The organism is Dyella sp. C9 (assembly GCF_003332825.1).
GTDB lineage: Bacteria > Pseudomonadota > Gammaproteobacteria > Xanthomonadales > Rhodanobacteraceae > Dyella.
Window position 1 is genome coordinate 148,680 of record NZ_QIRF01000003.1, and the last position, 14,168, is coordinate 162,847.

The following is a 14,168-nucleotide window of genomic DNA, read 5'->3' on the forward strand; positions in this document are numbered from 1 at the left end:
CATACCGCGCATCGATTCGTATCGAGGCAACCGCACTTGAGTCAGACCTCCCTGCGCAACACCAAATCCGCCACCACGGCGGTCCTTCGCAAGCACGTCATCGACGCGCTCGACGAACTGAAGGCCAAGGACGTTCGTGAGATCGACGTCCGCGGCAAGACCTCCATCGCCGATCTGCTGGTCATCGCCTCCGGCACTTCCGCGCGCCACGTGAAATCCATCGCCGACGAAGTCGTCAAGTTCGCCAAGAAGGCGGGCGTGATGCCGCTCGGCGTGGAAGGCGAGCAGGAAGCCGAGTGGGTACTGGTGGACCTGGGTGACGTGATCGTCCACGTCATGCTGCCGCGCATCCGCGAGTTCTATGGCCTGGAAAGGTTGTGGACCGTGGGTGACCGCGAAATCGACGCCGAAGTCGCCAGCGCGGGCTAATGGCCCGCGCACAGGCGGCAACCGCCGCGCGCATCCATGGCGCGTGGTCTTCGTTGCTGTTCCCTCTTTTTCCGGTTCCGACACATGCGTGCCCGCCTGATCGCTGTTGGTGAACGCATGCCCGCTTGGGTGGCCGAGGGTTTCGCCGAGTACCGCAAGCGGCTCTCGCACGAGCTGCCCCTGGAGCTGATCGAGCTCAAGCCCGGCATCCGCGGCAAGGGGCGCGATGATGCGCGCGCGATCCAGGACGAAGGCACGGCGATCCTCGCGGCCTTGCCGCGCGACATCCATGTGGTTGCGCTGGATGGCCGCGGCAAGACCTGGTCCAGTGAGGATCTCGCTGCGCAGCTGGCGAAGTGGCGCATGTCGGGGCGTGACCTGGCGTTTCTCATCGGCGGCCCTGACGGGCATGCGCCGGAGGTGCTTGCGCGCGCTGACCAGAGCTGGTCGCTCGGTCCGCTCACGCTGCCGCACATGCTGGTGCGGCTGGTGCTCGCCGAGCAGTTGTACCGCGCTACCACGCTGCTGTCCGGGCATCCCTACCACCGCGCCTGAGCCATGCATTCCGTCGAAGTGGACGGCGTGCACGCGCAAAGTGGTCATGGGACGTTACCCGCGCGCGCACCCATACTGGTCGCCCTGCTTTCATCCATGGAAAACGGCATGAGCTTCACCGTGCGCCAGGCCAGCATCCACGACCTCGATCTTGTGGCGCCCCTGTTCGATGCCTACCGGCAGTTCTATGGCCAGCCGGCCGACCTGCCGCTGGCCCGTCGATTTTTGCAGGAACGTTTCCAGCATCACGAGTCGCTGCTGTTCCTGGCCCTGGATGCGGAAGGCGAGGGCGCGGGATTTGTGCAGCTTTATCCCTCGTTCTCGTCAGTGAGTGCTGCGCGCACCTATCTGCTCAATGATCTTTTTGTCACACCCCCGGCCCGCCGCCACGGCGTGGGTGCGACATTGATGCACGAGGCGATGGACTACGCACGGGCAGCGGGTGCCGTGCGCATGTCCTTGTCCACTGCGCATTCCAACGAGCCAGCACAACGGCTCTACGCGTCGCTGGGGTGGATACCCGACCGGCAATTCCGCGAGTACACCATCGCGTTGTAGGCCGGAAGCCCCTCCCGACCATCGTCTACCTTGCCAAGAGTTTGACGTACCCGCGCGCTACCATGGCAGGATTGCAGCGCAGGAGACATCAATCGTGGACAAGCGCATCCGCCACGCGGGGCTGGCCAGTAAGGTGATGACGGCGGCCAAGGCGGCCGAACTCATCGATCACGGCATGACGATCGGCATGAGTGGCTTCACCGGCGCCGGCTACCCCAAGGCCGTGCCGCAGGCGCTTGCGCAGCGGATGGTGGCGACCCATGAGCGCGGTGAACCGTTCCGCGTACGCGTGCTGACCGGCGCCTCCACGGCTCCCGAACTGGATGGCGCGCTGGCCCGCGCCGACGGCATCGACCTGCGCCTGCCGTACCAGTCCGATCCGGAACTGCGCGCACGCATCAACCGCGGCGAGATGGACTATCTGGACATCCACCTCAGCCACGTCGCCCAGTACGCGTGGTTCGGCTTCTTCGGCAAGATCGACCTGGCCGTCATCGAGGCCACGGCGATCATGCCCGACGGCAGCCTGCTGGCATCGTCCTCGGTGGGCAACAACAAGACCTGGCTCGATCTTGCCGACAAGGTGATCGTCGAGGTCAACCACTGGCAGCCGCTCGAAATGGACGGCATGCACGACATCTACTACGGCACCGCGCTGCCCCCGCATCGCAAGCCGATCCCGCTGCTCAAGCCGGACGACCGCATCGGCGAGCCGTACCTGCGACTCGACCCGAACAAGGTCATCGCGGTGGTGGAGACCAATGCGCCGGATCGCAACAGCGCCTTTGCACCGCTGGACGATACCTCACGGCAGATCGCTGGCCACCTGATCGACTTCTACCGCCACGAGATCGCCAAGGGGCGCCTCAGTCCGCAGTTGCTGCCGTTGCAGTCCGGCGTGGGAAACATCGCCAATGCCGTGCTGGCCGGGTTGCGTGACGGTGGTTTCACCGGGCTCACCGCCTATACCGAGGTGATCCAGGACGGCATGCTCGACCTGCTTGCCAACGAGGTGCTGACGGTGGCGTCGGCCACCTCGTTCTCGTTGAGCCCGGCAGGCATCGAGCGCTTCCTCGAGAACATCGATTTCTATCGCAAGCGCATCATCCTGCGCACGCAGGAGATCTCCAACCATCCGGAACTGGTGCGCCGACTCGGCTGCATCGCCATGAACGGCATGGTCGAGGCGGACATCTACGGCAACATCAACTCCACTCATGTGGCCGGCACCAGCATCATCAATGGCATCGGTGGTTCGGGTGACTTCGCCCGCAACGGCTTCCTGTCCTGCTTCCTGACGCCGAGTACCGCCAAGAACGGTGCCATCTCCTGCATCGTGCCGATGGTGAGCCACGTGGACCACACCGAGCACGACGTGGCGGTGGTGGTGACCGAGCAGGGCCTGGCCGACCTGCGCGGGCTGTCGCCTCGACAGCGTGCCAAGGTCATCATCGAGCGCTGTGCGCATCCGGGCTACCGCCCGATGCTGATGGATTACTACGAGCGGGCGCTGCACGACAGCCGCGGCAAGCACACGCCGCACCTGTTGAACGAGGCGCTGTCCTGGCACCAGCGTTTCCTTGAAACCGGTGATATGCGACCGTAGGCGCTTCCCAACGCCTACGATGGAACCGCCATGCTGTATCTCGCCTCCCAGTCGCCGCGTCGCCGCCAGTTGCTGGAGCAGATCGGCGTGGCGTTCCGCGTGGTAGACGTGGACGTTCCCGAGCAACGTGCGCATGCCGAATCGCCGCGCGAATATGTCAGCCGCGTGGCACGCGAAAAGGCCATTGCCGGCTTGGCTGCGTTGAGCGATCCCAAGGCATTCGTGCTTGGCGCCGACACGGAAGTGGTGCTGGACGATGAAGTATTCGGCAAGCCGGCCGACGTGGCCGATGCAACGGGCATGTTGAGGCGCTTGTCCGGCCGTGTGCACGAGGTGATCTCCACCGTGTGGCTGGTCAGCCACAAGGGCGAGTGGAGCGACACCAGCCTCTCACGCGTGCGCATGCCGCCACTGGACGATGCGGCGATTGCCGGTTACATCGCCACCGGCGAGGCCTTCGGCAAGGCCGGTGCGTACGCCATCCAGGGGCATGGTGCCAAATTGATCGAGCATCTCGACGGCAGCCACTCCGGGGTGATGGGCTTGCCCGTGTTCGAGACCGCGCGCCTGCTGCGCGCCCACGGACTCATCGCCGCCTGATGGTGCACCCGCCGGTCGGCTCAGTTGCCGTTCGGCACCAGCATGAACCACGACACCACGGCCAGCAGGTTGTTCATGCCGTGCGCCAGCACCGCGGGCCAGATTGAGCCGGACTGCACGCGCAGCCAGCCCAGCAGCAGGCCAAGCAGGGCCAGGTTGGGCAGGGCGTACCAGAGGATCGACAGGTCGGGCAGGTGCACGCAGGCGCACCGCACCGCCGTGATGGCGATTGCCCAGCCATTGCCGACATGGCGCGCGATCGCCGACAGCAGCCCGCCACGGAACAGCAGTTCTTCCACCAGTGGCCCCAGCGTCACTACCAGCAAAGCGAGTGGCACGCGCAGCGGCAGCGGGATGTTGGCACCGAGCTGCGTGATGTCCTGGCTCACCTCGTGCCCATGCGCGAGCCATTGGGTGAGCATGCCGCCGACGAAAGGCATCAGCAGGCCCAGCATCATCGCCACCAGGTACATCACCGGCCAAGGAGAACGCGCAAAACCCAGGCCGGGCGTGGGCCCGATAGCCCACAGCCCAGGCCACCAGCGGCGTGCCAGATGGATGATCAGCGAAGCCGCGACCAGCAGCGTGAGCATCACGGCCACGGCGCTGGCGTAGGGACGGGCGATCCACGCGCGGCCCTGGTGGATGACCTCGGCCAGCGATCCGCCTTGCTGCAGTACCGACGCCACACCGGCGATCAGACTGATTGAGCCGCCGATGGCCAGCTGCAGCGCGAAATAGAGTGCGATCAGGCCAAGCGCATGGCCGACGCCCGGTGCCATGGCAGGCGGCGGAGCCGACGGAAGCGAAACGGACGGGGATTTCGGGTGGTTCGCATCCATCAATGAATCCTGCGGGCGCGCGAGGTGTTCTGGTGCAGTCGGGGCGCGACACGACCCACGGCTTCACGCTAGCCCTTGCCGATGCGCAGGCGCAATCCTGTCCTTTGGCAGGGTTGGCTTTCGCCGCGTTCACAAACCCTGCCTGTATAGTGGCGGGACGTTCCAAGGAGGAATCCGGCGCTTCGGTGCCGACCCATGTTCACTTTCGACTGGCTGGCCGACCCTACGGCCTGGGCAGGTCTCCTTACCCTCGTGGTACTGGAGATCGTGCTCGGTATCGACAACCTCGTGTTCATCGCGATCCTCGCCGACAAGCTGCCGGTGAAGGAGCGCGACCGGGCCCGGGTGCTCGGACTCACACTGGCGCTGGTGATGCGCCTGTTGCTGCTGGGAGCAATGTCCTGGCTGGTCAAGCTCACCACGCCCATCGTCAGCTGGGGCGCGGTGTCGTTCTCCTGGCGCGACATCATCCTGCTGCTCGGTGGTGCCTTCCTGCTGTTCAAAGCCACCGTGGAGCTGCACGAGCGACTGGAAGCCAGCGACCACGATGATGCCGCCAAGCGCGCGCCGGCGCGTTTCTGGCTGGTGGTGGCGCAGATCGTGGCGCTCGACGCGGTGTTCTCGCTCGATTCGGTGATCACCGCCGTGGGCATGGTGGATCACCTCTCGGTGATGATGATCGCCGTGGTGGTGGCGATGATCCTGATGATCAGCGCGAGCAAGCCGCTCACTCATTTCGTCAATGCGCGGCCGACAGTGGTGATCCTGTGCCTGTCATTCCTGCTGATGATCGGCTTCAGCCTGGTGGCGGAAGGCTTCGGCTTCCATATCCCCAAGGGTTACCTTTACGCGGCGATCGGTTTCTCGATCATGATCGAGGCCTTCAACCAGACCATGCGTCGCAACCGGCAGCGCAGCCTGCTGGGCAGCGCACGCACCTTGCGCGATCGCACCGCCGCCGCCGTGCTCAACCTGCTGGGTGGCGCGGGCAGCGAGGATGAAGATGCCGCGCCCAAGGCTGCCGCCACGGCCACCGACAGCGGCATGGCTGTATTCGGCAAGGACGAACTGGCGATGGTGCAGGGCGTGCTCGACCTGGCGCATCGTCCGGTGCGTTCGATCATGACGCCGCGCCCGGAGATCAACTGGATCGATCCGCGCGAGAGCGCCGAGCAACTGCGTGCGGAAGTCACCGCCTCCAGCCATGCGTGGTTGCCGGTGGCGGGCGATGATCTTGATCAATTGGTTGGCGTGGCATCGTCGCGCGACTTGCTGGCCAGCCTGCTCGAGCACGGCCGCATCGAGGTGGAGCAGGTGGTGCGCAAGCCGCTTACCGTGCTGGAGTCACTCAGTGTGCTGCGCCTGATCGAGGAGTTCCGGCGCTCGACCCTGCAGGTGGCGCTGGTGGTGGACGAATACGGCAGCGTGCTTGGCCTGGTCACGCCCACCGACGTACTGGAAGTGATCGCCGGCGAGTTTCCCGACGAGGACAGCGGCGACCCGTCTGCCGTGCAGGAACCCGATGGCTGCTGGATGCTCGATGCCAGCCTGGACCTGCGTCGGGTAGAACACTTGCTGGGTCGCCGCCTGACCGGTGACGACAGCTTCTCCACCCTTGCCGGCTATGTGCTGGAGCAGCTGGGTCGCCTGCCCAGCGTGGGTGACACGCTCACCAGCGAAGGCCTGCACTTCGAGGTGGTGGCGATGGACGGCGCACGCATCGAACGCCTGCGCGTCCGTCCGGTCGAGTAAGCGCGGCCAACCCGGCTTCGCGCAGGCTCAGGTCGTCATTCCTGCGCATGGCCTGTGACAACGGCGCAGGACCCCAGCTTTCGCTGGGGTCGTGATGCCTTTGTCGGTGGCGTCAGCGCGCGGCATCAGCCGGCGAGCAGCGCCTTCACCAGCCCCACCACGCCCAGCAGCAAGGTGGCCAGCCAGGCCGCCGAGGACACCATGAAACCAGGGCCGCGCTTGGCGGCGTCCTGCAGGTAGGCCACGGCATACCAGACGCGCCCGAATACCCAGACCAGGCCGGCCACGCCGGCCCACAGCGGGAAGCCGTACTGCACGGCCAGCCACAACGAGGGCAGGAAGGCCACGGTCGATTCCAGCGTATTCATCTGCACGCGCCAGGCCCGCTCGAAGGCTGGGTGGCCGCTGATCGCCGGCGCCTTCACGCCGTACTTCTCGCGGGCATGGCCGGTGGCCCAGATGGTGCCCAGCTGCAGCAGGACGGTGAGCACGACGACGATGGCGGGCAGATGCTGGATCACAGGGAGGTTCTCGCGGAAAAGGTGGCTCAATGTAGCCGCGCCCCGCACGTGGCGGGAGGGGGCGTCGAGGGGTATCGTGACCAGACCGTCGACAGCACGCGAGCGAGGGCCGTCACATGGATTGGCAAAAAGGCGAGCGCAGTCAGAACGTCGAGATCGACAGTGGTGGCGGCGGCCCGCGTTTCGGTGGCGGGCGCGGACTGGGCCTGGGTGGCATCGTGATCCTGGCCATCCTGGGCCTGGTGTTCTTCAAGGATCCGACCGCGCTGCTCAGCCAGGTGGACAACGGCGGGCAGTCCGCGGCCCCGAGCGGCCAGCCGGCCCAGGTGGATCCCCAGACGCGCGATTTCGTCAGCGCCATTCTCGGTTCCACCGAGAAGACCTGGAGCGACATTTTCGCGGCGCACGGGCGCCAGTACGTCGATCCCAAGCTGGACCTGTTCAGTGGCGGCGTCAGCACGGCCTGCGGCGCGGCATCGACTGCGGTGGGGCCGTTCTATTGCCCGGGTGACCAAAAGGTCTACCTGGACGTGGCGTTCTTCCAGGAGCTGGAGAACCGCTTCCATGCGTCGGGTGACTTTGCCCGCGCCTACGTGATCGCGCACGAGGTGGGCCATCACGTGCAGAACCTGCTTGGCATCTTCGACCAGGTGGAGCAGGCGCGCCGCCGCGGCGCGCCGATGGAAGGCGCCGATGGCCTGTCGGTGCGACAGGAGCTGCAGGCCGACTGTTTTGCCGGCGTGTGGGCCAACCACAGCCAGCAGCGCCTGCAGTGGCTGCAGCCCGGCGATATCGAATCGGCGCTCAATGCGGCCAGCAAGATCGGCGACGATGCCCTGCAGCAACAGGCCCAGGGCCGCGTGGTGCCCGACTCGTTCACCCACGGCACCTCGGCGCAGCGCGTGAAGTGGTTCCGTACCGGCTTCGACAGCGGCGACATCGCCAGTTGCAACACCTTCGCGGGCGAACCCTGAGGGGCCAGGCAGCAACGTCCCGGGGTGGCCAGGACGCTTCCCCGTCAGGACCGCAGGCTGCACGCGGGCGCCGGGCGTTTTAGAATCCCGCCGCCGCGTGCCTTGGGGTGCGCACTCTTTTTGACCCCATGCTTCATCCCTGCCTGAGCTGCGGCGCCTGCTGCGCTTTTTTCCGCGTTGCCTTCCACTGGTCCGAGGCGGATGCGTCGCTGGGCGGCGTGGTGCCACCCGAACGCACCGAGAAACTGGACCCGCACCGTCTCGTCATGCGTGGAACGCAGGCCTCGCGCCCGCGCTGCACGGCCCTGCAGGGCGCGGTGGGCGAGGCGGCCCATTGCGGCATCTACGAGCAGCGCCCATCGGTGTGCCGCGAGGTGGAGCCGTCATGGGAGTTCGGGCGTCCCAGCGCGCAGTGCGACAAAGCGCGGCTGGGTCATGGCCTGCCCGTGCTGACCGCTGCCGACTGGACGTTGGCCGCCGGGGCGTAGCCGCATGAAGGCTGGCGGCTTGCCTACGCCGCCGCGCTGTCGAAGCGGTAGATGTCCATGGCAAGCAGGCCATGCTCGATGCCTGCATCAATGCGCGTGGCGTGGGCATCCGCGCCGGCAGCACCGAGCGCCACGAACAACGGCAGCAGGTGCTCGTCGGTCGGATGGGCCTGCTCGGCAAACGGCGCCTGGCGGCGGTAGTCGAGCAGGGCGGCGGTGTCACCCTCGGCCAGCTTGCGTTCGATCCATTCGATGAAGGGGCGCACGTAAGGCGCTTCGCGTTCCTCGCTGTAGCCCGCGCGGAAATCGTGCAGGTTGTGCGTGATGCTGCCCGAGCCGATCACCAGCACGCCTTCCTCGCGCAGCGGCGCGAGCGCGCGGCCCACGGCGTACTGGTGCGCAGGGCCGAGCGCGGGCTGGATGGACATCGGGACCACCGGGATGTCGGCCTTGGGATAGAGCAGTCGCAACGGCACCCAGGCGCCGTGGTCCAGGCCATGGGTGGGGTCGAGCGTGGTTGGCAGGCCGGCCTGGTCCAGCAGTTCGGTGACGCGGGCCGCCAGCGACGGCTCGCCCTTGGCGGGGTACTGGATCTGGTACAGCTCCCGCGGGAACCCGTAGAAGTCGTGGATCGTCTCCGGGCGGCTGGCGCCACCCACCTGCGGTTGGCGCGCCAGCCAATGGGCGGTAGCCACCACGATCGCCCTCGGGCGCGGTAGCGCCTGGGCCAGTTCGGCCAGGCGTACACCTACCTGCCGCGGCTGGATCGCGGTCATCGGAGAACCGTGGGAGATATACAGGCTGGGCAGGGCAGACATGGCGGTTACCTCGGGATACCGCCATAGGGTATGGGCTGCACGGGAAATTGCAGCCCGCGTACGGTGAACGATCCGTCACGCCTGTGGAACGATCCACCCGACGGCGCCCTGGCGGTGCCGTCTTGAAGCCGTCGAAGGTGTTGGCACCGATGGAATGGGGGCTGCGCAGGCAAGCGCTGCCCCCATTCCCTGGCTGCCATTCCCGCGGAAATGGCAACGCGGTGCCTTTCCGTTCCGCCGGATGCGCCGCGCCGCTTACTTGTGGCGACGCGGCGGCTTGCCACCCTGGCCGTGCGGACGCGGCTTGCCACTGGGCTTCTTGAAGCCACCGGGGCGGAAGCCGCCCGGGCGACGCGGCGGGGCATCGCCGGCGCCGCTGTCGTTGCCATCCCATTCCTTGATGCGCAGCTGCTGCTGGCTCACCCACACCTTCTGCAGGTGCTGGAACACTTCCGCCGGCATGCCATCGGGCAGGTCGATCAGGCTGTATTCGCCACGGATGCTCAGGCGGCCGATGAAGCCGCTTTCCAGGCCGGCCTCGTTGGCGATGGCGCCGATGATGTTGCCCGGCTTCACGCCGTGTTCGTGGCCCACCTCGATGCGGTAGGTGCGCTTGCCTTCCTCCGTGTGGTGCGGACGCACCGGACGCGGGGTGAAGTCGCGCGGCGCGCCTTCGCGCTCGCGCGGACGGTGCTCGCGCTCACCACGCTCGTGGCTGCCGTGCTCGCGCGGGGTGAACTCGCGCTCGCGCTTGGGCGGCGGCGTCAGCAGCAAGGGCTGGTTGCCCTGGGCGATGCGCGCCAGCGCGGCGGCAACCTCGATCGCCGGGATATTGTGTTCCTGCTCGTACTGCTCGATCAGCTGCTGGAACAGCTCCAGCTCGCCCACTGCCAGCGTGTCGCTGATGCGCTGCTTGAACTTGGCGATGCGAACGTCGTTCACCGCCTCCACCGTGGGCAGCTTCATCTCCTCGATGGGCTGGCGCGTGGCGCGCTCGATCGCGCGCAGCATGCCCTTTTCGCGGGGCGTCACGAACAGGATCGCCTCGCCGCTGCGCCCCGCGCGGCCGGTGCGGCCGATGCGGTGCACGTAGCTTTCGGTGTCGTACGGGATGTCGTAGTTCATCACGTGGCTGATGCGGTCCACGTCGAGGCCGCGCGCGGCCACGTCGGTCGCCACCAGGATGTCGAGCTTGCCGTCCTTGAGCTGCTGGATCACGCGCTCGCGCTGTGCCTGCGCGATGTCGCCGTTGATCGCGGCGGCGGCCAGGCCGCGCGCCTGCAGCTTCTCGGCCAGTTCCTCGGTCGCCTGCTTGGTGCGGGCGAAGATGATCATCGCGTCGAACGGCTCGGCTTCCAGGATGCGCGTCATCGCATCGAGCTTGTGCATGCCGCTGACGAACCAGTAGCGCTGGCGGATGTTGGCGGCGGTGGTGGTGGACGACTTGATCGTCACTTCCACCGGATCCTTCAGGTGATGCTGCGCGATCTTGCGGATCGGCGCCGGCATGGTGGCGGAGAACAGCGCGACCTGGCGGCTCGGCGGAGTCGCCTGCAGCACCTTCTCCACGTCGTCGATGAAGCCCATGCGCAGCATTTCGTCGGCTTCGTCCAGCACCAGGAAACGCAGCTCGGACAGGTCCAGCGTGCCGCGCTCAAGGTGGTCGATGACGCGGCCGGGCGTACCCACCACGATGTGCACGCCGCGCTTGAGCGAGTGCAGCTGCGGACCGTAGCTCTGGCCGCCGTAGATCGGCAGCACCTGCAGGCCCGGCAGGTGGGCGGCGTAGCGCTGGAACGCTTCAGCCACCTGGATGGCCAGTTCGCGCGTGGGCGCAAGCACCAGCGCCTGCGGCTTGCCGGGCTTGAGGTCGATGCGCGAGAGGATCGGCAGGGCGAACGCGGCGGTCTTGCCGGTGCCGGTCTGCGCCTGGCCAAGGACGTCCCGGCCATCGAGCAGGGGCGGAATGGTGGCCGCCTGGATGGGCGAGGGCGACTCGTAGCCGACGTCGGTCAGCGCACGCAGCACCTCTGGATGAAGGCCGAGCGCGGCGAAGCCGACGGCTGCCGGCTGGGAATCGGAAGACGGGGAGGACATGGGGGAACCTCGACATGGCATGCACGATGGCATGCGGGAGAATGAAGCTATTGTAACAGGCTGATCCGCCTCAGCTGGGCTTTATTGCACCAGATAGGCCAATTACCGAGGAAATATTCATGTCCGGAAGTCTCAAGGGTCGTGTTGCGTTGGTTACCGGCGCCTCATCGGGCATCGGCGAGGCCACCGCGCTGGCGCTGGCCGAGGCGGGTGCACAGGTGGCGATCGCCGCCCGCCGCCAGGATCGCCTGGAAGCCTTGGCCGCGCGCCTGCAGGCGCTGGGTGCCGCGCCCACCGTGCTGGTGGCCGATCTGGCCTCGGAGGCCGAAGCCCAGCGCGTGGTCACCGAAACCGAGGCGCGTTACGGTCGCCTGGACATCCTGGTGAACAACGCCGGCGTGATGTACCTGGAGCCGGTCATCGACGCGGACCTGGGCCGCTGGCGCCACATGCTGGAGTTGAACGTGCTCAGCCTGATCGCCTCCACCCAGGCTGCGCTGCCGGGCATGCGGGCGCGCAAGGACGGCCACATCGTGAACATTTCCTCCACCGCCGGTCGAGTGGCCAATCCGAATGCGGCGGCCTACTCGGCGACGAAGTTCGGCGTGGTGGCGTTTTCCGAGGCCCTGCGGCGCGAGGAGTACACGCACAACATCCGCGTTTCGGTGATCGAGCCGGGCGTGGTGGAGACCGAGTTGCGCGACCACATCGGCCATGCGGAGGTGAAGGCCAACCTCAATGCCTGGGCCGACAGCATGCGCCAGCTGCAGGGCCGCGACGTGGCCGACGCCATCGTGTTCTGCGTATCGCGTCCGTCGCACGTCAACATCAACGAGGTCCTGATGCGGCCCACCGACCAGGAGCGCTGAGCCGCATCGCACTATCATGGGGCCCGGTGCAATACACGGAGCATGACCATGACAGGGATCGAAACGATCTCGGAACAGCGTTGCCACGGCGGCGTGCAGGGTTTCTACCGACATGAGTCCGAGGCTTGCGGCGGGCCGATGCGCTTTGCGCTGTACCAGCCGCCGCAGGCGCAACAGCAGGTGTGCCCGGTGCTGTATTTCCTGGCCGGACTCACCTGTACCGAGGAGACCGCCACCATCAAGGCTGGCGCGCAGCGCCTGGCGGCCGAGTTGGGCCTGATCCTGGTGATGCCGGATACCAGTCCGCGCCATACCGGCATCGATGGCGCAACCGGCGACTGGGAATTCGGCGAGGGCGCTGGTTTCTACGTGGACGCCACGCAGGCGCCGTGGTCCTCGCGCTTTCGCATGCACAGCTACGTCACGCAGGAGCTGCCGTCGCTGCTGGCACGGCAATTCCCGGTCGATCCGGAGCGCAGCGGCATCACCGGCCATTCGATGGGTGGTCACGGCGCACTGACCATCGCCTTGCGTCATCCGGGCCAATACCGCTCAGTGTCGGCGTTTGCGCCGATCGTGGCGCCCAGCCAGGTACCCTGGGGCCAGAAGGCGTTGCCGCGCTATCTTGGCGAGGACACCCATGCGTGGGCCGACTACGACGCCTGCGAACTGGTGCGCCGCCAGACCTTCGACGGCACCATCCTGATCGACAAGGGCGAGGCCGACGGGTTCCTTGCCACGCAGCTGAAGCCGGAGCTGTTCGACCAGGCCTGCGCCGAGGGTGGGCAGTCGCTGCTGCTGCGCCGCCATGCCGGCTACGACCACAGCTATTATTTCATCACCAGCTTCATCGACGACCATCTGCGGCACCACGCACGGGCGCTGGGCTGCCTGTGAACCTGCTGCAGCCGCTCATCACCCGTCGTGCGCTGATCCGGCTGGCCGAACCCTCCGATGCGGGGCGGCTGCGCCGTTACCGGGTGCAGAATCGCGAGCACCTCGTGCCGTGGGAGCCCTGGCGTGAGGAGGCGTATTACGAATTGGAGCACTGCGCGCAGACGCTGGCCGATGCGCGCGACGTGGTGCGCCAGGATCGTTCGTATCCGATGTTCGCGCTCGACCTCGCCGGCGAGGAGATCCTTGCCAGTTTCACCTTCGCCAACGTGGTGCGTGGCGCCTTCCAGGCCTGCCACCTGGGGTACAGCGTGGCGGCCAGGCGGCAAGGGCAGGGTCTGATGCAGGAAGTGCTCGAGGCGGCATTGCCGTGGGCCTTCCAGCGACTGGACCTGCATCGCGTGATGGCCAACTACATGCCGCGCAACGAGCGAAGTGGCCGGCTGCTGGCCCGCCTGGGCTTCGAGCGCGAGGGCTACGCCAGGCGCTATCTGCAGATTGGCGGCGTATGGGAAGACCACGTGCTCACCTCGCGCATCCGCGAGTCGTAGCGCGTCTTCCGCTCAGTGGGGGCTGCTGCTGGCAGGCGCGGGTGCGGTGGCCGCTGCCGGCAGGACCGGTCGCGTACAACTGGGCGGCAGCCACTGGCGGTCACCCGAGAGCAGGTCGCAACTCCACACCAGGTTGGCGCCGCCACCGCTGTCCAGCGGCGTAAGCAGGAACACCGGATCGGGCGAGGCGCCCGTGTCGCGGGTGGCGATGGTGATGCGGCCGCTCTCGGAAATGTCGACCCGTGCCGCATAGATGTTGAGGGACGACTGCGCGTTGAATGCGAGGTCTTCGGGCCGGATCCGGTTCAGGCCGCCTCGCGTGGTGGCAGCCTCCATCACCACCAGTTTGGCTGCCTCGCCGGCCTGCAGGGCCTGCTCCATATGGCTGATGATGCGATGACTGCGCCATGCCGGGATCCCGATGCTGGCGACGATGGCGGCAATCGCCAACAACGCCAGGCTGGTCATCAACGGCGCGGACTGGGGGCGGTTCATGGCGTCTCTCCCTCGGCGCAGCAAAGCTCGGCCTAATGTTGCCCGCCATGGGTGAGTGGCTCGTCAACGGGGAGGCACTCCGCTCTCCCCGTCATGACGATGGCCCGCCAGGCGCGGGC

16 protein-coding genes are annotated in these 14,168 nt (G+C 66.9%); 11 read left to right on the forward strand and 5 right to left on the reverse strand.

What is annotated here, in order from left to right; all coding sequences use genetic code 11:
* Positions 1–36 precede the first annotated feature (36 nt).
* The 5 genes from rsfS (at position 37) to DVU99_RS05335 (ending at position 3,748) form a co-directional block, all read left to right on the forward strand.
* Positions 37–429 carry a ribosome silencing factor gene (gene rsfS, locus DVU99_RS05315; protein ID WP_114239171.1) on the forward strand — a complete coding sequence of 131 codons (393 nt, stop codon included), beginning with the start codon at positions 37–39 and terminating at the stop codon, positions 427–429.
* Between the two features lie 84 nt (positions 430–513).
* Positions 514–984 (forward strand): 23S rRNA (pseudouridine(1915)-N(3))-methyltransferase RlmH, encoded by a 471-nt coding sequence (rlmH, locus tag DVU99_RS05320; protein ID WP_114239172.1) that lies wholly within the window; start codon positions 514–516, stop codon positions 982–984.
* Between the two features lie 108 nt (positions 985–1,092).
* Positions 1,093–1,542: a GNAT family N-acetyltransferase gene (locus DVU99_RS05325; protein ID WP_114239173.1), complete on the forward strand. Its 450-nt coding sequence runs from the start codon at positions 1,093–1,095 to the stop codon at positions 1,540–1,542.
* Positions 1,543–1,636: 94 nt separating this feature from the next.
* Positions 1,637–3,148, forward strand: coding sequence for an acetyl-CoA hydrolase/transferase family protein (locus DVU99_RS05330; RefSeq protein ID WP_114239174.1), 1,512 nt, complete (start codon positions 1,637–1,639; stop codon positions 3,146–3,148).
* 30 nt (positions 3,149–3,178) lie between these two features.
* A complete protein-coding gene (locus DVU99_RS05335) occupies positions 3,179–3,748 on the forward strand; it encodes a nucleoside triphosphate pyrophosphatase (protein ID WP_114239175.1) in 570 nt (189 codons plus the stop codon).
* Between the two features lie 20 nt (positions 3,749–3,768).
* Here DVU99_RS05335 and DVU99_RS05340 read toward each other — a convergent pair whose 3' ends face one another.
* Positions 3,769–4,590, reverse strand: coding sequence for a CPBP family intramembrane glutamic endopeptidase (locus DVU99_RS05340; protein WP_114239176.1), 822 nt, complete (start codon positions 4,588–4,590; stop codon positions 3,769–3,771).
* A 195-nt stretch (positions 4,591–4,785) separates the two neighbouring features.
* Here DVU99_RS05340 and DVU99_RS05345 point away from each other — a divergent pair, with 195 nt between their 5' ends.
* Entirely contained in the window at positions 4,786–6,342 is a 1,557-nt protein-coding gene (locus DVU99_RS05345) for a hemolysin family protein (RefSeq protein ID WP_114239177.1), read from the forward strand.
* Positions 6,343–6,467: 125 nt separating this feature from the next.
* Here the strand turns inward: DVU99_RS05345 and DVU99_RS05350 are convergent, their stop codons facing one another.
* Positions 6,468–6,860, reverse strand: a complete 393-nt coding sequence (locus DVU99_RS05350; protein WP_114239467.1) for an MAPEG family protein — start codon at positions 6,858–6,860, stop codon at positions 6,468–6,470.
* A gap of 119 nt (positions 6,861–6,979) precedes the next feature.
* Here DVU99_RS05350 and DVU99_RS05355 point away from each other — a divergent pair, with 119 nt between their 5' ends.
* Positions 6,980–7,837 carry a neutral zinc metallopeptidase gene (locus DVU99_RS05355; RefSeq protein ID WP_114239178.1) on the forward strand — a complete coding sequence of 286 codons (858 nt, stop codon included), beginning with the start codon at positions 6,980–6,982 and terminating at the stop codon, positions 7,835–7,837.
* Between the two features lie 128 nt (positions 7,838–7,965).
* The gene (locus DVU99_RS05360) at positions 7,966–8,325 is read left to right on the forward strand and encodes a YkgJ family cysteine cluster protein (protein WP_114239179.1); all 360 of its coding nucleotides are present in this window, start codon (positions 7,966–7,968) and stop codon (positions 8,323–8,325) included.
* A 23-nt stretch (positions 8,326–8,348) separates the two neighbouring features.
* Here the strand turns inward: DVU99_RS05360 and DVU99_RS05365 are convergent, their stop codons facing one another.
* The gene (locus tag DVU99_RS05365; RefSeq protein WP_114239180.1) at positions 8,349–9,143 is read right to left on the reverse strand and encodes a dioxygenase; all 795 of its coding nucleotides are present in this window, start codon (positions 9,141–9,143) and stop codon (positions 8,349–8,351) included.
* A 255-nt stretch (positions 9,144–9,398) separates the two neighbouring features.
* On the reverse strand, positions 9,399–11,240 hold the full coding sequence (locus DVU99_RS05370; RefSeq protein ID WP_114239181.1) for a DEAD/DEAH box helicase: 1,842 nt from the start codon (positions 11,238–11,240) through the stop codon (positions 9,399–9,401).
* 119 nt (positions 11,241–11,359) lie between these two features.
* Between DVU99_RS05370 and DVU99_RS05375 the strand changes: the two genes are divergently transcribed.
* Genes DVU99_RS05375 through DVU99_RS05385 form a run of 3 tightly spaced genes read left to right on the forward strand, consistent with a single transcriptional unit; the run spans position 11,360 to position 13,554 of the window.
* Entirely contained in the window at positions 11,360–12,109 is a 750-nt protein-coding gene (locus DVU99_RS05375) for an SDR family NAD(P)-dependent oxidoreductase (protein ID WP_114239182.1), read from the forward strand.
* A gap of 48 nt (positions 12,110–12,157) precedes the next feature.
* Positions 12,158–13,006, forward strand: coding sequence for an S-formylglutathione hydrolase (gene fghA, locus DVU99_RS05380; protein ID WP_114239183.1), 849 nt, complete (start codon positions 12,158–12,160; stop codon positions 13,004–13,006).
* Complete coding sequence (locus DVU99_RS05385; RefSeq protein ID WP_114239184.1) at positions 13,003–13,554, forward strand: GNAT family N-acetyltransferase; 552 nt, start codon at positions 13,003–13,005, stop codon at positions 13,552–13,554. The genes fghA and DVU99_RS05385 overlap by 4 nt, the downstream gene beginning before the upstream one ends.
* Before the next feature lie 12 nt (positions 13,555–13,566).
* On the opposite strand, the gene DVU99_RS05390 is transcribed toward DVU99_RS05385, so the two are convergent.
* The gene (locus tag DVU99_RS05390) at positions 13,567–14,049 is read right to left on the reverse strand and encodes a hypothetical protein (protein WP_157971357.1); all 483 of its coding nucleotides are present in this window, start codon (positions 14,047–14,049) and stop codon (positions 13,567–13,569) included.
* Positions 14,050–14,168 lie beyond the last annotated feature (119 nt).